Source organism: Niabella sp. ZPM-14, assembly GCF_055693045.2.
In genome coordinates this window covers 2,393,955-2,416,524 of sequence record NZ_CM181148.1, presented here as the reverse complement: position 1 = coordinate 2,416,524, position 22,570 = coordinate 2,393,955, and the positions used below count along the sequence as shown (strand labels likewise).

Annotated in this window: 16 protein-coding genes; 5 read left to right on the top strand and 11 right to left on the bottom strand. The window is 45.9% G+C overall.

All coding sequences use genetic code 11. The annotated features are described in order from the left end of the window. Positions 1–162 precede the first annotated feature (162 nt). Complete coding sequence (locus ACU37H_RS10195; protein WP_472701626.1) at positions 163–1,194, bottom strand: WaaS/CpsH family glycosyltransferase; 1,032 nt, start codon at positions 1,192–1,194, stop codon at positions 163–165. Positions 1,195–1,302: 108 nt separating this feature from the next. Continuing rightward, positions 1,303–2,478 carry a glycosyltransferase gene (locus ACU37H_RS10190; protein ID WP_472701627.1) on the bottom strand — a complete coding sequence of 392 codons (1,176 nt, stop codon included), beginning with the start codon at positions 2,476–2,478 and terminating at the stop codon, positions 1,303–1,305. Between the two features lie 478 nt (positions 2,479–2,956). On the opposite strand from ACU37H_RS10190, the gene ACU37H_RS10185 reads away from it, so the two are divergent. Both ACU37H_RS10185 and ACU37H_RS10180 read left to right on the top strand, forming a co-directional pair. Beyond that, entirely contained in the window at positions 2,957–3,994 is a 1,038-nt protein-coding gene (locus tag ACU37H_RS10185; RefSeq protein ID WP_472701628.1) for a glycosyltransferase family 2 protein, read from the top strand. Positions 3,995–4,379: 385 nt separating this feature from the next. Continuing rightward, complete coding sequence (locus ACU37H_RS10180; protein WP_472701629.1) at positions 4,380–5,237, top strand: glycosyltransferase; 858 nt, start codon at positions 4,380–4,382, stop codon at positions 5,235–5,237. Between the two features lie 198 nt (positions 5,238–5,435). Here ACU37H_RS10180 and ACU37H_RS10175 read toward each other — a convergent pair whose 3' ends face one another. The 4 genes from ACU37H_RS10175 to ACU37H_RS10160 form a co-directional block, all read right to left on the bottom strand. Continuing rightward, a complete protein-coding gene (locus tag ACU37H_RS10175) occupies positions 5,436–6,875 on the bottom strand; it encodes an MAC/perforin domain-containing protein (protein WP_472701630.1) in 1,440 nt (479 codons plus the stop codon). A 121-nt stretch (positions 6,876–6,996) separates the two neighbouring features. Further along, positions 6,997–7,713, bottom strand: a complete 717-nt coding sequence (locus ACU37H_RS10170; protein ID WP_494407535.1) for an RluA family pseudouridine synthase — start codon at positions 7,711–7,713, stop codon at positions 6,997–6,999. Positions 7,714–7,782: 69 nt separating this feature from the next. Then, complete coding sequence (gene gldC / locus ACU37H_RS10165; RefSeq protein WP_472701631.1) at positions 7,783–8,133, bottom strand: gliding motility protein GldC; 351 nt, start codon at positions 8,131–8,133, stop codon at positions 7,783–7,785. A 354-nt stretch (positions 8,134–8,487) separates the two neighbouring features. Continuing rightward, positions 8,488–9,513, bottom strand: coding sequence for a glycosyltransferase (locus ACU37H_RS10160; RefSeq protein ID WP_472701632.1), 1,026 nt, complete (start codon positions 9,511–9,513; stop codon positions 8,488–8,490). A 104-nt stretch (positions 9,514–9,617) separates the two neighbouring features. Between ACU37H_RS10160 and ACU37H_RS10155 the strand changes: the two genes are divergently transcribed. Beyond that, positions 9,618–10,313: a DUF4290 domain-containing protein gene (locus ACU37H_RS10155; RefSeq protein ID WP_472701633.1), complete on the top strand. Its 696-nt coding sequence runs from the start codon at positions 9,618–9,620 to the stop codon at positions 10,311–10,313. Positions 10,314–10,370: 57 nt separating this feature from the next. Here ACU37H_RS10155 and ACU37H_RS10150 read toward each other — a convergent pair whose 3' ends face one another. From ACU37H_RS10150 to ACU37H_RS10135, 4 genes are all read right to left on the bottom strand, one after another. Then, entirely contained in the window at positions 10,371–12,674 is a 2,304-nt protein-coding gene (locus ACU37H_RS10150; protein ID WP_472701634.1) for a TonB-dependent receptor plug domain-containing protein, read from the bottom strand. Positions 12,675–13,537: 863 nt separating this feature from the next. Further along, on the bottom strand, positions 13,538–13,930 hold the full coding sequence (locus ACU37H_RS10145) for an MGMT family protein (RefSeq protein ID WP_472701635.1): 393 nt from the start codon (positions 13,928–13,930) through the stop codon (positions 13,538–13,540). Positions 13,931–13,947: 17 nt separating this feature from the next. Then, positions 13,948–14,667, bottom strand: a complete 720-nt coding sequence (gene trmB / locus ACU37H_RS10140) for a tRNA (guanosine(46)-N7)-methyltransferase TrmB (protein ID WP_472701636.1) — start codon at positions 14,665–14,667, stop codon at positions 13,948–13,950. A 100-nt stretch (positions 14,668–14,767) separates the two neighbouring features. Continuing rightward, positions 14,768–15,253 carry a SixA phosphatase family protein gene (locus ACU37H_RS10135; RefSeq protein WP_472701637.1) on the bottom strand — a complete coding sequence of 162 codons (486 nt, stop codon included), beginning with the start codon at positions 15,251–15,253 and terminating at the stop codon, positions 14,768–14,770. A gap of 181 nt (positions 15,254–15,434) precedes the next feature. On the opposite strand from ACU37H_RS10135, the gene ACU37H_RS10130 reads away from it, so the two are divergent. Both ACU37H_RS10130 and ACU37H_RS10125 read left to right on the top strand, forming a co-directional pair. Next, complete coding sequence (locus ACU37H_RS10130) at positions 15,435–18,683, top strand: SusC/RagA family TonB-linked outer membrane protein (protein ID WP_472701638.1); 3,249 nt, start codon at positions 15,435–15,437, stop codon at positions 18,681–18,683. Between the two features lie 30 nt (positions 18,684–18,713). Beyond that, a complete protein-coding gene (locus ACU37H_RS10125) occupies positions 18,714–20,438 on the top strand; it encodes a RagB/SusD family nutrient uptake outer membrane protein (protein ID WP_472701639.1) in 1,725 nt (574 codons plus the stop codon). Between the two features lie 194 nt (positions 20,439–20,632). Here ACU37H_RS10125 and ACU37H_RS10120 read toward each other — a convergent pair whose 3' ends face one another. Next, on the bottom strand, positions 20,633–22,480 hold the full coding sequence (locus ACU37H_RS10120; protein ID WP_472701640.1) for an amidophosphoribosyltransferase: 1,848 nt from the start codon (positions 22,478–22,480) through the stop codon (positions 20,633–20,635). Positions 22,481–22,570: the final 90 nt, after the last annotated feature.

Below are 22,570 nucleotides of genomic sequence, written 5' to 3'. Positions count from 1 at the left end.
TGAACATTATCAACTCCGCAACATTCGGGATTTAAAATAATTCCGGGATAGGTCTTTTTGCCTCAGTCTAAAGAAAAAGTCCGGCCGGGTGTCCGGATGATCTCCCTAAAAGGTACATCACTTTATAACGGAGGGAAGGCCGGTAATCAGTATAACGAATTGTTAACTATTTTGAGGGTCTTGTATTTCGACGTAGGGCCGATCGCCGGTTATGTTTTTCATCCAATTCGTCATCGAGTATTTTTTCACAATGGTGTTGTCTATTCTGTGATAGGGAGTATGTAAGAACGCGGCTAAGTCATTGATATTATTTTCGTTCCAGACAAAAATGTTATGGGGATGGTAGAAATCGTAATCATATACCAACTTATTATTGGTGATTAATTTCTTTTCAAAATACAAAGATTCAAATACCCGAAAAGTCAATCCTTTTTGCTCGGCGTTTTCAAAATCCAGGATGTAAGAGGCGGCCTTTACCATCGAAAGCATGGCTCGGTAGGGAAGGACATGCCCGATAACATGAATATCATCAGATGCAATTTTTTCTTTGATGCTTCTTGAATGGGTAACAATATTGATGTTGGTTTTGATATGGTGCTCCTTAAAGAACCGGGCTATGGCAGTAATGGCGCTCTGCCGGTCTTCCAGATATCTGCCGATAAAGAAAACGGTTCCATCGCTGACATCGCTCTTTGCTTCATAATCCAGATAAAAGTTTGTAATAAAGTAAATATTGGCAAAGCGCCTGCTGTAGCGGTGATAGTCGTCACTATCGAACACGAAAAAGCGGTCAAACAGATGGATTAAATTTTCCGCAGCCGCTGACCGTTTATATCCGTCCCATTGGTAAGCAATAAGCTGTTTACTCTTTTTTCTCAATTGAGTAATCGCTGTTGCGTTCAAAAAATCAGCTCTTATAACCAGTGTATGATCTACGGTATCCTGTATCGTTGCCAGCTCCTTTATGAGTAAGTCACTGCTATGTTTTACGCGAAGCGCTTCTTTATATTTCTTGTTTTTGAAAAATGTCTTTTGGAAGAGGTTATATATTTTTTGAAAAACACTTTTGTATTTGAAAGGTGTATCTGTGAGGAACACTAAGGACAAGTCATAACCGGCCTGCTCCATATTTTCTTTGAAGCATTTATAGAATTCAAAGTGGTACGGGATGACTATGATTAAACGTCCTTTCATTCAGGTGTTGATTAATTTTTTGGCTCTATGAAGAAACGCCGGAGCAATGATGGTACTGTGGCGTTTACGGCTTCTTGTCTGTTAAACAAAAATTGGACATCACTTTACTTAAACCGAAGCTGCTTCCTGCGGGACGCCGAAGATATTATCGAGGTATTGATAACATTTCTTTTTCGTGAAAAATCTATTAAAGGTTTCGATGGCATTATCGGAAGTCTTTTTGTGGTGGCCTTCGTCCGTTAACAGCTTGCTTATTTGATGGGCAAACTGCCCGGCATCTTCAGCCAGGACGCATCCACATTCCTCTTTCACCGGCAATCCGTCCAAACCTCTTAAAGTGCAGACGATGGGTAGTCCGAAAGACATTGCTTCCACGACCTTGACCTTTATACCGGTGCCGCCTAACATGGGGCATATAGCCACCTTTGCATTGTTGTACGAGTCGCTTAGATCGGAAATAAAAAGATGCTTTTCTACATTGGGATAATCGGCGACATAGTTGCAGATAAGCCCTATGATACATATTTTGATATCCTTAGACAACAGGGGGTACACTTCTTCGAAAAACCATTTCATTGATTTCTGATTTTGAAGATTGTCGCTGCCGACGTAGATAATGTCATACTTTGGAGGAGCGGTATTTGTCTTTACCTTGTAATTTTCGGGATACATGATGGGTATAATTCTATGTTTACCCTTTACGAATTGGCTAAAGAGATACTTTTCATCGTAAGATTGTGACCATACTTCATCGAAGAGCGATAGTAACTGTATTTCCCTTTCAAAGGTTTTCCCCAATTGAAAACCGGGACGATTTTGAAATTGCCCGGTCATAAAATCGTGTGTATCTATTATCAGTGTGGCGTTTTTCACATGTGGGTTGTTTTCTATCAGTCGGGCCCACATAACATAGCTGATGATGATCAGGTCATATTGCTCCTGCTGCAACTGCCGGTTGAAATCATTTTGTAACCGAAAAGTTGTATAGTCATCGATAAGATGTTGGTTATAGGGCTGTTTGTTTTTTCGGATGACGTTGGGCAGTTTACATCCAAAAAGGTACTTCAGCTTATTCTCTTTGGACATTCTCTTACGGCCCAGTATCAATCCAAAGTTTGGGAAAGCTTCATGAAATGCTTTCTCATCAACATCCGTCCACGATGTCCATTCTTTCATAGCCATGTAGTCGAGTTTAAAAAATTCAGGCCGGCTGTTAAAATATTCCAGCATCTGCATTACATGGGTCCTGTTGCCATGATCCCGCCGTGTGGGGGAATCTGGCATAAAGAACAGTATTTTCTTTTTATTCATTATTGATCTGCTTCCATACTGAGTATGGTCTTATAAATAGTGATAGTAAGTTGAAACAGCCCGATGATAACGCTCTTCGTCCATCTTAATCTATTATTAAAACCACTAAGGCTTTAAATAATTAAGTATTAATGCCTCTTAGCTTCTTGATTGTCACATCTAACGCTGCATGATATATCTAACCGACTCTTAGAGGTCCATCTGTAACGAAATTATAGGTTTATGGCAACATAAGTATTGTTTGGAAGGTCAAAATACTTCTAAAGTCGTTCAGCAATCAGCGTTAAGCGCGAGATGGGCGGAGGTTCGTAGGATGAATGCCGCAAGCGATTCTAATCATACAATGAGACGTGAAAGGTAAAAATTTCAGGTGGACATTTTGATTCGCCCGCGATAATCGCAAAATATTATATATTTGATTTCTTATATACCAAAACAAGCTTACAACCTAATGTCAACTGCGTCAGATCCGATCACTGTTTCTGTGATTGTTCCCGTTTATAACACAGCGGCTTTTTTACCAGAGACTATACAAAGCATTTTAGACCAGGACCTTACTGATATCGAAATCATATTGGTGGACGACGGGAGTACAGACAACTCCGCGTCTATCTGCGAATCCTATCAACAACGTGATAGCAGGGTGAAGTTCATCTCGCAGCAAAATTTCGGTGTATCGGTAGCACGTAATAACGGGCTGGTTGAGGCCCGGGGAGCATATGTGTTTTTCATGGACGCTGATGATACGATCGATAGCGCCTTTTTAAGTACTTCTTATAATGCAATGAAAACGGCTAATGCCGACATCGCTCTTATCGGAGAGTATTATATGCGCCGTTTGCCACACGTGCAGTCGCTTCCTACGTGTGCGCAAATGATAAAAATGGACTTCCTGCGGCAGCGTCCGGATGTGAGGTTTCCTGCGGGTATTCAACCCTGCGAGGATGGCCTTTTTTCGCACCAGTTACTCGCGTTAACTGATCGGTTAGCGATCAATCCCGACGGTGTATATCATTATCGAAAACATCCTGATCAAAATAACACCAAAATAAACGAGAATACAGAAGCTGTGTTGCGTCAGATCCCTCGATGGTTTGAGATATTGGAAGCGTTTTATACGAAGCATCAGTTGTTTCAGTCACACGCGCGGCACCTGGCACTGTTCATCGAACATGAGCCATTTGAATTGCGGTACCGGTCCATGCCGTTAGACGCCAGTCAAAGGGCTCGTTTGTATGATCTTATTAGAAAGTTCATGGTAAAACACGTGGCACCTCATCTGAATGACAGCGATGAAAAAACACTGCATCCACTTTTCAGAAGTCTTTTGAAATCAAATACACACGCAGAATTTGATGCATTTTATTTCAACTGGACCAAAAGAAGAAAGAGAGTAGTAAAATGTTACATGTTTATCACCAAGCTGATATTCATTAATCCCATAAAACAGCGCTTAAGAAAACATATTCGTGAAAAGTTACCACAGTGAAGATTCTGATCATACAAACTATTGGCTTTATTAATGGATCAGGCGGTACAGAGAAAGTGTGCACTTTTCTGGCGAACAGATTTTCGCGAGCCGGGCACCAGGTAGAAATTGTTACTAATGAAAACGTGCAAGGGGCGCCGGTGTTCCCGCTCGAAGAAGCAGTGAAAGTGACCAATATCTATAGTTCGACCACACCTCAGAAGCACGCTAAAATACCCAAGATATACAAAGGGAAAAATCCCTTTTCGTGGCTGCAACACAAAGCTGTAAAGAAATATGTAAAAATGTGCAACAGGCTCCTTTATTGGCAGGCTGGTGGTAAGGAGGGCTTGTATAAATATAATCTCAGGCATCGCTCGCAGTGCTGGAAACAATACATTGAAAGATGTCGTCCGGACGTTATCATAACGATGTCTATTGGCTCACTATTGGATATATCGATGAAAATAGCTATTCGGTTCCGATTATTAATTCGACCAACGGTCGACCAGATTATGATTACGCGGATATACTTTGGTTTCGAGAAGTCCATGACATGATATGCCTGAAAGAAGCTTATAAGCAGTTAACCGCCATACAGGTCCTTTTTGAAAGCTATATAGATTTTCTGCCAGACACCTTTCACGGGAAGTTTAGGGTGATCTCTAACCCCGTTCCTGCAACAGATACAGAACAGATCATCAACCATCTCAAAAAAAAGGAGCGATACAAGATTATCCATATCGGCTCCCTGGTTACGAATTGCAAGCAACAACATATCGCAATAGAAGCTTTTGCTGAACTTGCTGAAAAGTACCGCGACTGGGATTTATTCTTCTGGGGCGTGGGTCGGGATGATAAGTTATTACAAGAACAGGTTAAACGTTCAGGCCTGGAGCAACGGGCTTTTCTGATGGGCTTTACCGATCATCCATTGCAGGAGCTGGCAAAAGGAGATATATTTATTTTCCCGAGCAAATTTGAAGGCTTCCCGTTAGCGTTAACGGAAGCTATGTCTGTAGGGCTGCCCGCTTTAGGCTTTGAAAATTGTTCTGGAGTCAATGAACTTATACAACATCAGAAAAACGGCCTTTTAGCCGGGGATCAAGCAGACATGGTTCGATATTTAGAAAAACTGATTTGCGAGCCTAACACCAGGAGCCGTTTGGGTGCCTGTGCGCACAAAGACATGCAGGCCTTCAATCCCGACCGCATCTTTGAGCAGTGGGAAGAATTGATACAACTTGTAAATACACCTGGCTAAACCGGCGCAAATGCATCTAAGATTGAAACACTCGATTGATGGACCGTTTAACAGTTGTGTTAATTCCCGATTCATTTTTGTAGACACAACAAACATTATCGCGGGAGTAATTTAAAAAATGCGTCAGACCGGGACGGTCAGACGCGGTGATGGAGCGGCCAATCAGATGGCCATTTTTAGTTATCAACTAATCTCCGCCTACTTCGGCGCATAAAAAACAACCCCCTCGTTTGTCCATTCATTTGGCTGTGCGGGACTATTAATATTAGTTCCCAGGAAATGAGAGCGCCTCGATTTATGGTGGTAAAAGCCGTATACGGGAACTGTGTTGGTGGGCCAGCTCCCAACGAAGCCATACCATTTGATGCCTCCCCCTTTCCAATAATTATCGGCCATAGTTGATGTCGGCCACCAGCTGCAATCATTTGTGGATGGCGCCCAATACTCGTAGATCGGCGCCGTGCCCGGCGCTTTATATTTAAAAGCATTAAAATAAATGCCTTTATAAGTCCAGCTTCCATCTTTCAAAAAAGAAGGAAGCTTGGAGTCCCCGGGCGCATAAAATTCATACCTGAACACATTCATTCCTGCGTGATAGTACGCATGAACGGGCGATGATTCGTCCCATACTTTAACTTCTCTGTTCTTTTGATATTGTTCTATAGCGGCTCTTACAGCCTCCTTTTTTACAGCATCAGCGATCAGATCTTCCAAGGGGATCAGCCCATCCGGATCAATCTCTATTAATGCGGCGTTCTCGCGCGTGCATGAACTCTGCCAGTTGCTGATCGAAATCTGAGAAGGAGAATTATCCAGGTTAATGGAGCCGACAAGACCTTTTGTACCATCGCCGCCAACAGTTCTATAAAACAAGGTCTGGTTGTAATTGGAACTGGCTTCTGAACGGTCGCTATTGACATCGCCCGACACGCCGGCACCGATATCTATCCCGAATATCTTCAACGCTCCGTTTGCGGAAAGCCCCACCTGGACTGCCCTTTTTCTATCCAATTTGCCGGTTTCTGTGCGATAATTGATTTCTAATTTGGCGCCTAATGTAATATTGGTGAGTACATGCGTGCCGTATTTATTGATAAGCTGTTCGGGGTTGAGCGTATTAATATCAGAGGTAAACGTTGGCGTGAGATAGTTGTCCCGCAGGTTTTGGGTCAAAGCAAAAATCCTCAGGCGCTTTTGTTTGATCTTCATATACCCGCTGGCATAACCATATTTGGACGAATAAGAATCTGAAGAATTGAAAGATAAATTAAGCTCGCCTTTGAATTTCTTGACGTTTGCATTCAGTTTATATTTCTGTGCCAGGCTGGAAGAATACTCCAAAGCGTTACCACCGACGTAGTAGTCGAAGTATTGCTCAACATTGGTGTTCAGATCATAGTCAGCCGGATTTTGCGCGATAAATTTTTGAATGTTGACGACCTGCAGTTTGGCCGACTCCGAATTAGCAAAACGGCCGGTAACATCATATCCATATCCCAGCAAGTCATATTGGTTGTCTCCTGCATATCTGGGCACAGTCTCCGATGTTTCGCTGATATCAGATTCATTTATATTTTTTGTACACGAAGTAAAAAGCAGGATAATGGGCAAGAAAGCCCAGATGAAACGGTTTTTCATAGTGCATGCATTTTAGTTTGATCATCAAAATTAGGTTACAATTTGATGGTCAGTAAAATGTTGTCGCACAGAAAATCGTGTTTATCTTTCTGAAAAAGAGGCTTTTGTCCGAGGATATCAGTTAGCTGTATTTCTCCAGCTGCAAGACGGTCACGCGCAGGTCTTTTGGTAGCGGTGCTTCGAGCTCCAGCAGTTTTCCGTCTTCGTCCGAGATGGTTAACTGGTAGGCGTGCAAGGCCAGCCGGTCGAGCAAAGGCTTTTCTTCGAGCACGTCTTTGCTTAGTTTAAACTTACTTTTAAATGCAGAAAGGAGAATCGGGTTGCCATCTCCGTAAATGGGGTCACCCACCAACGGATGCCCGATCTCTTTGGCGTGTACCCGTATCTGGTGTGTTCGCCCGGTGTGGATGCGAAACTGCATCCAGCTATACCTTTTGAGTGATTTTAGCAGCTTGTAGTCAGTTAGCGCGGTTTTGCCTCGTTTGTGTATCAGCATGGTGCCGCGTTTGGTCATATTTTCGGCAATGGGCGCATCAATGCTTCCCTCTGTCCGGGCGGGAGTGCCCAGGACCAGACCCACATATATTTTTACTGTTTTTCGTTCTTCGAACTGGAGACTATAATGCTTATGCGCCTCCGCTGTTTTTGCAAAGATGATCAGCCCGCTGGTTTCCTTATCCAGGCGATGCACCGTAAAGATGTCCGGATATCGCTCCTTCAGGAGATCTTTCAGACTGATTTCCTTTCCTTCACGGTCCGGGATCGACAACATGCCTGCCGGTTTATTCAACGCGACGATGCTGTCGTTTTCAAAAATGATAAGGTCTTTAAGTTTCATCGATGCAGATTGTGTCGGATGGTTGGCGCTTGTTCAATGATATTCCACCAACCATCAACAGCATTCAGGTTATCCTGCTTTGTTTTGCTCTAATTGTTTGGCCTGGAATTTTTTATAAAAGTCTTTAGCAAAGGTTTTCATATCTGTAACCTGATCGGCGTATTTGGTCGCTCGTCCGTAAGTGTCTGCCATGGTCATCAGCGTCTGATAAAAAAAATCGGCCATCTCGTCAATCATCATGTCTTTGGTCCAGAGATCGATGCGCAGCGCGGCTTTATCCGCCCCATCCCAGAAAGACACCATCATTGCTTTTGCTTTTTGCGCGCGGTCGGCAGTGCTTTCGGTAGCGCTCCAATGTATCGCATCGGGAACGCGGTTCTCATCCATTTGTACGTCTATTGTTATCGTCGATTTTTTCATCTTAAATATTTAATTGATTTGACCCCAAGTGTTGATACCGGTCTAACAGACCCATATCATGAGGCCCGAAAATTTCAAGCGCCACTCCATGATCGTTGCTGCTCCGGGATGCCGGCTTTTTATCGGTCTGTTTTAGCCAGAAAAATCACCGGTTTCCGCCGCAAAAGTAAGTAATTATACCTTCGAAGCCGGGCCGGTCTTGTGTAAGGGCTTAACATTTTTCCTTTATTGATTTATATCGCAAAGTGTGTAGAGATTTGTTCGTAAACCCTGCAGAGCGAAATAAAAATGATAGGCACTTATGCAAATGCGCTCCGTGATTGTTAAAAGAGGCGATCGGAGAAGGTGGCAGGTCTATTGAAGCAAAAGCTGCCGGATCCGGGTCGATGCGGTAGCCGCCAGCTCCTTCCAACGGCCGGATTCCATTTGCTTTACCAGGTTCTTACGGAACGTTTCGCCTTTGTAAATCATCATCAGCATTTCCCCAAAAGAGTCGCTGTTCATTTCTTTGACGTAGACTACGGCATCGCCAAATAAGGCGTTCACCGTATCCGTTTTCACAGCAATCACAGGCGTTTTCAATCGTATGGCCTCGGCGATGGCTACGGGAAAGACCTCTTCTGCACTACAGCTCACCAGGGCATAGGCATCAGAGATTTTAGCTTCCAGCTGATCCGTGCCCGTGATCACTACATCGTTTCTGTACTTATAATTCGATAAAAGGGCTTCGGCCTCCGCTTTTGCGACGCTGTCTGCGGGTCGGATGACGATGACGAGTTTCCAATTGCTTTGCTGCATTCGTTTAAAGCCTGAAAATCCTTTTAGCAAAGTCGTCAATTTGCTGGTAGTCAACTGGTAATCAGCGGTAATAAAATATTCTTTATCATCGGTCAGTTCATGCTTGATGCTTTGCAGATGGGCGGGGGCTTCGGTGTTCAGTAATAATCCTTCCAGGGGCATAACTTTATGGATCGCTACAGGATATCGCTCCGCAAGTTTTTGCTGTAGCCCGCCCGGGGTAAGGCCGATCACCTGGGCTTTCTCTATATCTTTCTGACGTTTAAGGCCTTCTGCGCTATGAACAACAAACACCTGCTGCAGGGGAATGGAGGTTTTGAGGGCTCTTTGGAAGCTGATCCAGGCAGAAGCATTTTTCCCCTTTAACCATTTTTCGGTCTTTGACCGGCCGAAAAGTCCGCCCACCGTAGGAAATTCAGTTGCAATAAGGTTATCAGGGAGGGAATGTCCGGGTAAAGTTGAGGCAGGATACAGGAATTCGCTTTCTGGCAAGCTGCGTGCTATGCGGGCAAACAGCGTTGTTTCCAGGTGTCCCAGGAGTGTCTCTCGCGAATATGTGCCTGCATCTAATATTATGGCCATTGGTATAAATAAAGCGTTTTTCCTATATCTTTGCTAAATAGCTTCAAAGGTATAACACCACACAAGAAGTAAATTGCAGATACTATTATTTACCAAAAGTTTTTATGGAATATAATACAACAAGAAACCACCTGGCGATGCGCGAGTATGGGCGACATGTACAGAAAATGGTGGAACATATATTAACGATCGAAGATCCTGAGCGCCGTCAAAAGAACACAGAAGCTGTGATTGAGCTGATGGGCTTTTTGAATCCGCACTTAAAGAATGTAGAAGATTTCAGGCACAAGCTGTGGGACCATTTATATTTAATAGCCGATTTTAAGATCGATGTGGAATCGCCTTATCCCGTTCCCACACGTGAGACGCTTAAGGCCAAGCCTCAACCGCTGCCTTATCCCAAGCGTTCCTCGAGATTTTCTCACCTGGGCAAAAACCTGGAGGATATCATTGATAAAGCGCTGGCGGAGCAAGATCCCGAGAAGCGCCAGGGCTTTGCCAACGCTATTGCTTATTACATGAAGTTGGCGTATAACAACTGGCATAAGGAAGTGGTGCATGATGATGCTATCCAAAGCGAGTTGAACAGCATAACAGACGGCCAGTTAGAATTTACTAACACGCCGTATGTTAAAGCCTACCGCATGCAGCAGGAGAATACCAAGAGCAATTTTGGCAAGCGCAATAAGTTCCAGCAACAACGCAATGGGAACAGTTCTAATAACAACAACAATAATAATAATAACCGCCGTAATGGAAACGGAAACGGTAACAGCAATTTCAAAAAGAAAAGATTTTAAGATCATTTAAGATATAAAAAAAGCCGGCAACTTGCCGGCTTTTTTTATTGAAGCATCTTATTGGCCTAAGTTGAAGCTGATGCCACCCTGCAGCCACCTGCCCGGCATAGCCGCGCCCAGGAGATCACTGTAGGTTCGATCGAAGAGATTATCTACCTGCACAAACAGGCGCAGCCTTTTTTGAAGCAATCCATAACCTACGCGGCCATTCATCAAAAAGTAATCTTTGCCCACATAAGCGTTAATCGGGCTGGCTTGTTGAGGAGCGCGCGTTTTATAAATCCCGCTGAGACTCAGAGACAAGTTATGCAGTTCATATTGCACATTAAAATTTGAGAGGAACCTTGCGTGAGAGGATATATAAAAGGAAGGGTTGACCTCGCTGCTTTTGCTGTAGAGCCAAACAAGACCTCCGTTCAGGATCAGCTTTTGCCGGCTATCTGGCTCATAGAGGTATTGCAGGTCAGTTTCGAATCCGGTCGTGTTCACCTCGGCGATATTTTTAGCCAGAGCGAAGGAGCCGTTTTCATCCAGGTTCACCTGTCGCGGCATGTCTGCGTAACGCGTCGCGACCCAATCGATCAACCTGGAATGGAAGCGTTGAAAGAAAGTCGATGACACCCGGAAGGCGGATTGATAAAACCAATCGGCGCCAACTTCATAATTCCAGGATACTTCCGGTATCAGCCAGGGATTACCGACACTGCCGCCGAGGACCATGCTTTTGTTATAGTTATTGTAACGCTCCGTAAAGTCAGCATCGCGGATCGTCCTGCCGCCGCTTGCCCTGAATTGTAAGTTAGAAAAATGCAGGGAAGTGCTCAGTTGTGGCAGCCACTCTGCTTTGTTGTTACCGATCAGTTCGACCCGCACCGACGGTAACAGGGTGAGATAGCTCCCCAGTTTTTGTGAGAGGCTGATAAATGGCGCAGCTGTGTTTAAGGTATGGTTGCCCCGGTCATTAGAAGCAATTGCCCTGTTCTGATAATTGAAACCGGCAATCAGGGCGCTATTGTCTGTAAGGCCCTGTTGGTACAAGAGTAAGGTCTGGAAAATGTTGGAAGTATTCTGATTGGGTACTGAAGCGCTATTAAAAGCATATTCATCCTTCAGTGTCTTGTAACCGGCGTCCAGGCTCAGCTTCGTGCGCTGCTTTTCATAACTTACTCTGGCCTGATGCCACCAGCTTTTCACCTGTTCTGAAGCAGTGTCTGAAGCGAAAGTGGTATAAAAGTTTTGGGCGGCAAAGTCCCTGTTGTCATAAGCCGTCCGCGCTGACACGTTCCAGTAGTCGTTCAGCTTATAATTGATCCCCACGGATGCCGTAGTATTATGAAAGAATCCGCGGGTGCCCCGCTGTTGCACGCCTGTCGAATGATTCGACAAAAGCCCGGCATCTACGCTGAGCCGGCCTCTTTGAATAAAGCCGCCCACGTTGGTGTTGACCAGGTTGTATTCGCCGGCGCTGATTTGGCCGCTGATGTTGCTTGTAGTTTTTTGATCAGCAGGGTTGTAAGATTTAGTAATAACGTTGATCACGCCGCCCACTGCGTCAGAGCCGTAAATGGCTGCAGACGCGCCTTTCAATACTTCAATCCGGTCAATCTGTGCGGGTGTTACCGGGATGTATGCAGAAAAATGGCCGGTGTTAGGATCGTTCAGCCTCAGACCATCCAATATGACCAATACCTGTTGGTATGTGCCTCCGCGAATGCTGATATCGCTTTGGGCGCCTTGTGGTCCGCGGCTTTGCACTTCCACGCCGGGAATATATTTGAGCAGCTCATCTAATGAGTGAACCGGTAGTTTCAGAATATCTTCTCCTTTTACGATCGTGATATTTCTCCCGGTTTCTGATATCCTTTTTTCTGAAAGCGATGAGGTGACGGTTACGGGGTCAAGAGTGGTTTGTGCGGTAGCAGTCTGCGTGGTGAGTGCTAATGTTCCAAAGCCCATCCAGGTGATAAAGCCTTTCTTCATTTTGAAAATTGTTTTAAGGGTTACAATAAAAAATGGCCGATAGCAACAAATGCTATCAGCCATTAATGAGGTATTAAAAGGTGAATAATAATATTCCTTTTCGCAACGAATCGTTTGAGGTACTGCCATCAATAAAGCCTGTTCCGGATCTGCGAGCGCCTCCGGCGGGTCATCCACAGCTTCAACTGCCTCGCTGTTCGATAGCGGCATTTCGACAGCAGTAGTAACAGAGTTTCGTTGCTTGCCCAGGAGCGTGTCGGCCACAATCAATTTAAGATTACCGATGGTGACATGCTTGCCAATGCTTAAAAAAGCGGCATACGACTTACGGCTCCAGTGTGTGAAGCGTAATGCCTTTTTGGTATGTGTCAGTGCCAACATTTTTTAAGGCGGCAAACGTACATTAAAATTTTTGAATGAGCGTCAGAGAATGATCTCTTGGGTGCATAACATTTTTTCTTTTTATGTGATTTTTTACGGCAAAGGAGTGCGCAAACATTTGTTGGCAAAGCACGCAGAGCAGGAAGTTGTTGAACCTTTTGAATATTATTCAGCAAAACATTTCAAAATAATATCCTCATTCAAAGCGAAACGAAGCAATCCCAGCTAACCCGGTCTGACGGTCTCCGTCTGACCGTTTCCGTGCGCAAGCACCAATCCAATCATCGGATCAGAGGCGCTACCGGCGCCAGGAATGAGTGCCGGGCTGCTAAAGCCATAAAGACCGGCATGAAATATCGCTCTTATGGGCACATATGATCCGGCTCCATCCCTTTCGCAGCATGAAAAAATTTGAAACAACGCCCAGGATAAATGTTATGCACCCGATCTCTGGCTGGGGTGGGCGCATAAGTTTTATGCCACAGATGCCTTTAGATCGAAATTTATTCCAGGTGGGTTATACCAGATAAAAAGGAAGATTTAAATACGCATCTGACCCTACCCGAAAGACCGGATCAGGCGGGCGTCCCGGTCTGACGCAGTTAGAACCAGAAATAGCTAGTAATTTCTTTGATTGTAAAATGCACTAAAGGAATATTATTTGTTCATGCATCTCGCCGCAGCGGATTCACGGCATTGATTTATGATTACGGATTTCCTACAGGCCGCATAGATTACAAGCGGACCCGTTTCGAGGAACATCTGCAGGCTTTGCACAATCGGAGTATATCCTGCCTTTGGTCAGACCGGGACGGTCAGACCAGGTTTCATTTTTGTGAATCTGCCTTATCAGGGAAGCTAAATTATAAGTCTTCCAGCGGATCCCAGAAAACTTTTTTGAAGTCGACGACCTTATCGTTCTTCACCAGGATACCTTCTTTTTTTAACAGCGCTTCCATCAGCGTCGGCGTTTTGAACGCGAGCTTGCCGGAAAGCACACCAGCGCTGTTCACCACGCGATGCGCAGGCACTTTAGGTTTCACCTTTCCGGAGCCATTCATCGCCCATCCCACCAGCCGCGCCGACTTGCCGGTCCCAATGCACCGCGCAATGGCTCCATAGGAAGTGACGCGACCCTTCGGTATCTGACGCACGATATCAAAAACCTGTTCGAAGAAATCAAGGTCCTTCTGACCGGAAGGAATAACAGCTTTCAGTCGTTGTGATCCGGCTCCTGGTTTTTGTTTATCGGTCATGACTAGTCACGCGTTTATTAAGAGGTAGTTCCTTTATCCAGCTCATACCGGATCGCCTCCTTGAGCTCCAGGTCTTTTTCAGGACCAGCCAGCTCTGACGGCAAAGTGAAACACAAATAATGGATCCGGCTGCTTTGCGCAATGTCAAGCGCTTCGTAATGCGTTTTTATTTTCAGCTCTTCTGCCCGGTCCTCCTGTTGATAGAGATCGTCGATATCCGTAATCAACGGACAATCATACATGGTGATTACCTCTTTGGTAAAACGGTATAGATCCGGGCTGTCTGTTTTCAGGTGGATCTTGCCGCCCGGTTTGATCACCTGTTGATAGATCCTCAGGAACCGCGGATGTGTCAGTCTTTTTTTGGCTTTCGAATATCGCAATTGCGGATCGGGGAAAGTAATCCATATTTCATCCACTTCATCGGGCGCAAAATATTGATGGAGCTGCTCAATCTGGGCGCGCAGGTAGGCCACATTGGAAAGTCCTTGCTGGAGGGCTTTCTTAGCGCCTACCCACAAACGGTTTCCTTTGATATCGACGCCAATGGCATTGCGGTTGGGATACAATTTGCCCAGGCCGAACGCATATTCGCCCTTTCCACAGGCCAGCTCTAAAACAATTGGATGATCATTCTTAAAATGCTGATGCCAGTTGCCCGCCATATTCTCCGGGAACTGCAGCACGTTATCAAATGTTTTTAGCTCCGCGAAACGGATTAATTTTTTTTGTCCCATACTCTTTAAGATGACAGTGGATTGTTGACAGATGACCGTCGGTAAACCTGTATTATAATATAGATTGCGAAGAAGACTGTCATCAGTCATCTGTCCACCGTCAACTGTTTTTCGGCGAATCTACTTCCACCAGTGTTTTCTCTGCCTGATTAAACTGCTGCCAGTCGTCACAATCTACCTTGATCACGGCGATACCTGTGGTCGGCAGCGATTCGATAGCAGACCCGGTAATATCGTTGGTAAAGTTAGTAACACCCGGGTTGTGTGCGATCACCGCCAACGTAGCCACATCTTCTTTCAGCCAGTTAACGGTTTCAATGATCTGCAAAGTATCTCCCAGGTAGAGATCATCAAAGTATTTGATGTCCTTTTCTTCTATATGATGCACACGGGCAAACCATTCGGCCGTTTCCTTGGTTCGCTCAGCCGGGCTGACGAAAAGCTTGTCAATTTTATAGCCTTTCTCGAGCAGCCGGTTAGCCATCATTTCTGCATTTTGATGGCCTCTGTCAGTTAGTCTACGCATACTATCAGTGCCATGCCCTTGTTCGGCCTTCGCATGGCGAATGATGATCAAAGTCTTCATAACGTTTTATCTTTTCAAATAGTCGGCAAAATTATTTAATTCAATACTTTTCGATTGAAAAATTTTTTGATTGTTTGCGTTCGATCAATTTCTACAAAAATGATTTTTCTTTTTCGAAGTTTATTGTATAACTTCAGATAGCCTTGCTGTAGACTTACATTATAAACCAAATTGCAGTCATATGAAAAGAAAATGCATGAGAAGCATAGCCGTGTGCCTATGTGCCCTCTTCTCAATCTATTATGCGCACGCCCAATCCAGGCCCGTAACAGGGACCGTCACAGATGAACAACAATTGCCTATTCCTAATGTCTCGGTGGTCGTCAAAGGAGCTTCCGCAGGTACGACAACAGATGAATCTGGTCAATACACGATCAACGCCAGCCCCGGAGATGTGCTGGAGTTTACCAGCGTCGGCTATCAGCCAGGAAGCCTGACGGTAAGCGCATCGGGAAGCATGAACATCCAGTTGAAAGCGGATGTGTCGGGCCTTACAGACGTTGTTGTGATCGGTTATGGTACCCAACGAAAGAAGGACCTGACGGGCTCGGTCGCGGTGGTCGACATGAATGAGCTGAAGTCGCAACCGTCGTCCAGCCCGGTAGAAGCTTTACAAGGTAAAGCCACCGGTGTGCAGATCATTAACGACGGGTCGCCCGGTTCCACACCGCAGATCCGGATCAGGGGTTTTAGTACCATCAATAACAACGATCCCTTGTTTGTAATTGATGGAATGCCTTATACCGGTAAATTAAGCTGGCTTAATGCGGAAGACATTGAAAGTATGCAGGTACTTAAAGATGCATCGGCCTCGTCCATCTATGGATCCAGGGCCAATAACGGTGTTGTGATCATCACGACCAAGAAAGGAAGAAAAGGACCGCCCAGGATCAACCTGGATGTGTATTATGGCACGCAGCGCCCCAACCAGAACACCTTTCCTGAATATATGACGCCTATGCAATTTGCGCAGAACCTGTATGCTGCTTTCAGAAATTCAGGCCAAACTCCCGGACAGGGTGGAACAACGGGGCCTAATTACGGCAACGATCCCAATAATCCCACATTGCCGGAATACCTGCTTGCAGGATCCAAGAATGGACAGGATATCACTGCCGCGGATGCAGACCCTTCCAAATACAGGTATACGCAGAACAGCGGTACTTTTTACCAGATCACCAGAGCCAACCAGGCAGGCACTAATTGGTTTAAAGAGATCACTAATCCTGCTCCTATGCAGAGCTACCAGTTGACGGTTTTAGGAGGTGGCGAAAACTCAACTTATTCATTGAGCGGTGGCTATTTCAACCAGGAAGGTACGATCAAATATACCGGGTTCAAACGCTATACGATCAGAGCCAACACCAGCTTTAAAACGCTGGGTGATCGTTTGGAGATCGGTGAAAACATGCAATACTCCTATATCCGCGGATATGGTTTTGCAACTAACCCTAATGTGGCAGGGAGCTATCAGGGCGAGGGCTCGCCTATCGGATGGGCCTACCGGATTCAAACCATCATTCCTGTCTATGATATCATGGGCAACTTCGGAGGTAGCCGGGGTAGCATGTTGGGAAATGCAGATAATCCGCTGGCCGTACTGTATCGCTCCAAGGATAACGTGAACACAGACAACCAGTTTTTTGGAAGCGCTTTTGCCGACTTAAATATCGTGAAAGGCCTGAACCTGAAAACGGTTTATGGCGTGCGGTATGACAACTATACTAACATTAGCATCGGGTACCCTAATCCAGAACGTTCTGAAGGAAGTTATGATAACAATCCTTTGAATGAAGGACAGGGATTTGCTACAGAATGGACATGGACCAACACACTGACCTACAAAAATAAATTCAACGAAAAGCATGACCTGACCTTACTGGCGGGTACGGAAGCCGTTGAATCTAAAGGACGCGTGGTGACTGGTACCGGTAACAACTTCTTCATCTTCGGTGATATCAATTATTACTACCTGAGCGCCGCCAGCACCGGCCTTTCCAGCTCAAGCAACGGGTATGTATCTTCTTTATTTTCCCTGTTTGCCAGAGCGGATTATAACTTCTCCGAAAAATATTTATTATCGGCTACCATCCGTCGTGATGGTTCGTCCAACTTTGGCCCTAACAATCGTTACGGTAATTTCCCTGCGGCGAGCGCGGCCTGGAGGGTATCTAACGAAGAATTCATGAAAGGCGTTGGTTGGATCAATGATTTAAAATTAAGAGCAGGTTATGGTGCTACCGGTAACCAAAGTATTCCTTCCTTCCAGTTCCTGAAAAGATATCAATCGGCCATCAACTCTTCTTCCTATCCTATCGGTGGGAAAGATGCGACCAGTGGTATCTGGACCAGCAACTACGACAATCCTGATGTAAAATGGGAACAACTGAAATCATGGAACATCGGTTTGGACTTTGCGGTTGCTTCAAACAAGATCGACGGTTCGTTTGACTGGTATAGCCGCAAGACCACCGACATGTTATACCCCGTTCCTTTGCCTGCACAAGGCGTTGGAGGAGGTGCGTCTCCCTACGTGAACATTGGTTCCATGAGCAACAAAGGTGTGGAGCTCACGCTGAATTATCATCACAATGCCAACGGAGGCGCTAATGCGTTCAAGTTTGACATCGGCGGAAATATCTCAAGAAACGTGAACCTGGTGACAGAACTGGCGCCTACGGTGAAGCAGCAGCAATACGGCGGTATCAGAAGTTTACAGACCTCTATCATCGTGCCCGGCCAGCCATTCGGTGCCTTTTTCGGTTATCAGATCACCGGCATTTACCAGAGTGCTGACGATATAGCCAACAGGCCTTCCTATGCTGATGCCAGAGTTGGGGGCCCTGTATATGCTGATATATCCGGACCTGACGGTGTGCCTGATGGCATCATCGACGCCAACGACCGCACGGTAATCGGAAGTCCGCACCCTGACTTTATCTATTCCTTAAGCTTCAATACCTCTTATCATAATTTCGACCTTTCCATGTTCTTCAACGGTTCTCAGGGGAATGACATATTTGATGTAACCCGTTACTACACTGATTTCAGTGCCTTTGATGGTGCGGTAAGCACCCGGATGCTGGATGCATGGAGCCCCTCCAACACGGGAAGCATGATCCCTTCTCCCTACCGGAACCGCCCGGCGTTAGAGTTACAGGCGAATAGTTATTATGTACAGGACGGAAGCTATTTCAGAATGAAGTTGCTGCAATTGGGCTATACCCTGCCAGCAGCTAAGATTTTTAAAGACCGGATCAAAAACATGAGAGTGTACGTAAGCGGCTCCAACCTGTTTACCATCACCAAATATTCAGGCCTGGACCCGGAAGTTACCCAATTCTCGAGTGACTTTACGGCTCCCGGTGTGGACCTGGGTGTGTACCCCGCTTCCAGGCAGTTCATCGTTGGCTTGAATGTTACCTTCTAACCCGTGTCTATAACTTTAAAATCTACTTATATGAAGAAATCATATATATACATCACAGTCAGTTTAATGTTCCTCATATACTCTTGCGGGAAAGGGTTCTTGGAAACCGATCCGCAGGGTGTGATTGTGGATGAACAGCTCAAAACCACCAAGGCGGTAGAAGCCTCGCTGATCGGTGCTTACGGTATTTTGAATGGCAATATCAACGGTACCTGGGGCAACTACTCCAGCGGTCCCAGTCAATGGTTATATGGTGAAGTAGCTTCCGATAATGCGCACAAAGGAAGCAACAGCGGCGACCAGTCGCCTATGAATGATATCGAATTGCATAGGGTAGGCCCTACCAATGACAACCTGCCTACGATGTGGCGCGTGTATTATGAAGGTGTGATTCGCTGCAACGCGACGCTGAGGTTATTAAAAGCCGTGCAGGAGAGCAGCTCGAATGACCGGTTCAGCGATGAGCGGGCTACGCAGATTGAAGCGGAAGCCAGATTGCTCAGAGGCCATTATTATTTCTTCCTGAAGCGCGTGTTTGTCAACATCCCTTACCTGGACGAATCGATCACCAGCACAGCAGACGCCGTAAAAGTTCCCAACACTACTACCGATGTGGAACCTATGATCGAAGCGGATTTTAAATTTGCTGCAGATAACCTTACTTATGCAAAGCCGCTGGGCGAAGTAGGACGGGTGGATAAATACGCAGCGGAAGCTTATCTGGGTAAGCTGTATCTGTATCAAAAGAAATATGCACAGGCATTGGTGCTGTTTAAAAACGTGATCACGAATAAGCCTGCGCTGACAGGCATGCCCTTCCAGAACAATTTTAATATGGCCACAGAAAATGGGCCCGAAGGCATACTGGTGGCTCAGCATATTATCAATGCGGATGGAAGTGGAGATAATGGAAACGTAGGCGATATGCTGGCGGGCTTGTATAACTCCGCGCCTATCAGTTGCTGCGGCTTCTATCAACCTTCAGTAGAGCTGGTTAACGCTTACAGGGTTACTGCGGGCGGTCTCCCGATGCTGGATGGATCCTACCGCACGAATCCTTACAAATCTGATCTGGGATTGAGCGGCGCGGCTAAAGAGAACTACCAGGTAGATAAAACCCTGGCAGTGGATCCGCGGCTGGATTACACCGTGGGCAGAAGAGGCGTGCCTTACAGGGATTGGGGCGTGATGCCAGGCGATGCGTGGATCCGTGACCCGGCGTATGGCGGACCTTTTGTGGCTGTTAAGCAAATGATCAACAAAGCTGATTTCGGCGGCAATACTTCACCCGGTACAACAAATATTACCGGTCTGAATGTGAATATCATCCGGCTTGCCGATGTATACCTGATGGCTGCAGAATGTGCGGTGGAAACCAATGATCTTACGTATGCGAGGGACCGTGTAAACAATGTGAGGGCCCGGGCAGCGACCTTGCCGGTGATCACTGTTGGAGGAACTCCTGCTGCCGCATACAATGTGAAGCCTTACGCTTCTTTCCCCAGCCAGGACTATGCCCGCAATGCCGTGCGATTTGAAAGGAGGCTGGAGCTGGCCATGGAAGGCCATCGGTTCTATGACCTGGTAAGATGGGGCCAGGCAAAATCGGTATTAGAAAGCTATCACAACTTTGAGAAGAGCTACGTATCTTCTTCACAGACGATCACTTTCGAAGAAAAAGATACCTATTTCCCGATTCCGCAGGAACAGTTGGACAGGAGCGGAGGTGCACTCAAACAGAACGAAGGGTATTAACAAACTCTCGCCCTCAATAAAAGAAAGTCCCGTAGTCAGACGCTACGGGACTTTTTATTAAGTTTCAGGAACAAATGAATAGATTGCTCAGCTTCACTTTGTTTCGTTCGCAATGACGGTTTCTTTGAGAAGCTGCCTGTCTGGAATGAAGTGTCAGAGGGAATTTATGCAGTTAAAGAAATCTTCCGTGATTATTAATAACCCCTTTCGTTCTTTCCTTCCATATAATTCATAAAGGCCTGGTTCACGACGCGGTTACCCCCGGCTGTTGGATAGTTGCCGGTAAAGTACCAGTCACCTAAATTGTTAGGACAGGCTTTATGCAGGTCTTCTATGCTCTGGAAGATCACCCGTACGGGGATACCCAGATTTTTAGGAGTGATCATCTCTGCAATTTTATAAGAGATCTCCGTGCTGGTGCTGCTCTTGTAAATTTGCTGTACAACATTTTCAGTGTGAAGTAATCCTTCTTCTTTCAGGTCCTTACATTTTTGCCAAAGCTCATGCAGCAAACCTTCATTCCCACGGTCTTTCAGGATCTCCACAGCGGCGTTAAAGGCAATGAAATCGCCCATTTTGCTCATGTCTATTCCATAACAATCCGGGTAACGGATCTGCGGAGCAGAGGATAGGATCAATATCTTTTTAGGCTTCAGACGTGCCAGCATCTTGATAATACTTTGCTTCAGCGTTGTGCCTCTTACGATCGAATCATCGATCACCACGATCGTATCAACGCCCGGTCTTACGGTGCCATAGGTCACATCGTAAACGTGTTGCACCATCTCGTTCCTGCTGGCATCTTCGGTGATGAACGTACGCATTTTCACATCCTTGATGGCGATCTTGCCCACTCGGATGCGGCGGTTGATCATCTCGCTGAGTTTCTCCTCGTCGTAGTCTTTGCCCCAACTCAGGATGCGGTCGATCTTGATCTGGTTCAGATACATCTGCATACCCTTCTGTAAGCCCAGGAAGGCTACTTCGGCTGTATTCGGGATGTAGGAAAATATGGTATTCTTCAGGTCGAAATCAATAGCATTCAGCACCTGTTCGCTCAGGTTGAAGCCCAAAGCCTTTCTTTCCTTGTAAATTTTTTCATCGCTTCCGCGGGAGAAGTAAATACGTTCGAAGCTGCAGGCCTTCCGCTCTTTGGGAGTAACCACTTCTTCTATTTCGTAGCTGCCGTCTTCGTGAACGATAAGCGCATTGCCGGGCATCAATTCTTTTACTGCATTTTCGCCCACATTGAATGCTGTGCGGATCGCCGCCCGCTCAGAAGCCGCTACGATCACATCGCCGTCGACGTAATAATAACAAGGCCTGATGCCATGCGGATCACGAAAGACGAAACCCACGCCATCACCGGTGACACCACCTACTGCAAATCCGCCGTCAAACTGAGGAATCACTTCTTTTAATACCTGCTTAATGTCGGGCTTTGCCGGTGAGGCTTCATCGGCATCAACGAGGTGCTTGTGCACCATTTCCATCATGGCGGCCAGGTCACTTTGTTTTTGAAAAGGTCCTGGCTCAATACCCAGCTTCTGGAAAAGCTCTTCTGTATTAACCAGATTGAAGTTTCCGGCTAAAGCCAGGTTCCTCGTGGTGATGGTATGTCTTTTAAGGAAGGGGTGACAAAACTCTGCATTGTTTTTTCCCTGGGTGCCATAGCGCAGATGCCCTAAAAGCAACTCGCCTAAAAATTTCACATGGCCTTTCATCAATCCGGGGTGGTTCACAATGTCCGGGTTGTATTTCGTGAGGTCGTTCACTTCTTCAGCGATACTCTGAAACAACGAGGCGATCGCCTGGGGTTGTGCATTCCTGATCCGGTGCATAAACGGATGCCCCGGCTCCACGTTCAGCTTAATGGCTGCCACTCCGGCGCCATCCTGCCCGCGGTTATGTTGTTTTTCCATAAGCAGGTACAGCTTGTTCAGCCCCCACATTACGGTTCCATATTCTTTTAAATAATGGGAAAAACTTTTGCGAAGCCTGATAAAGGCCAATCCGCACTCGTGTTTAATTGGATCGCTCATAAATGGAAAAGAAACGCAAATTTACGAGAATAGTTTTTAAAGGGAGCTTAATATAGTTCAAGAAATGTCGGCAAACGAGGAGTTCACCCG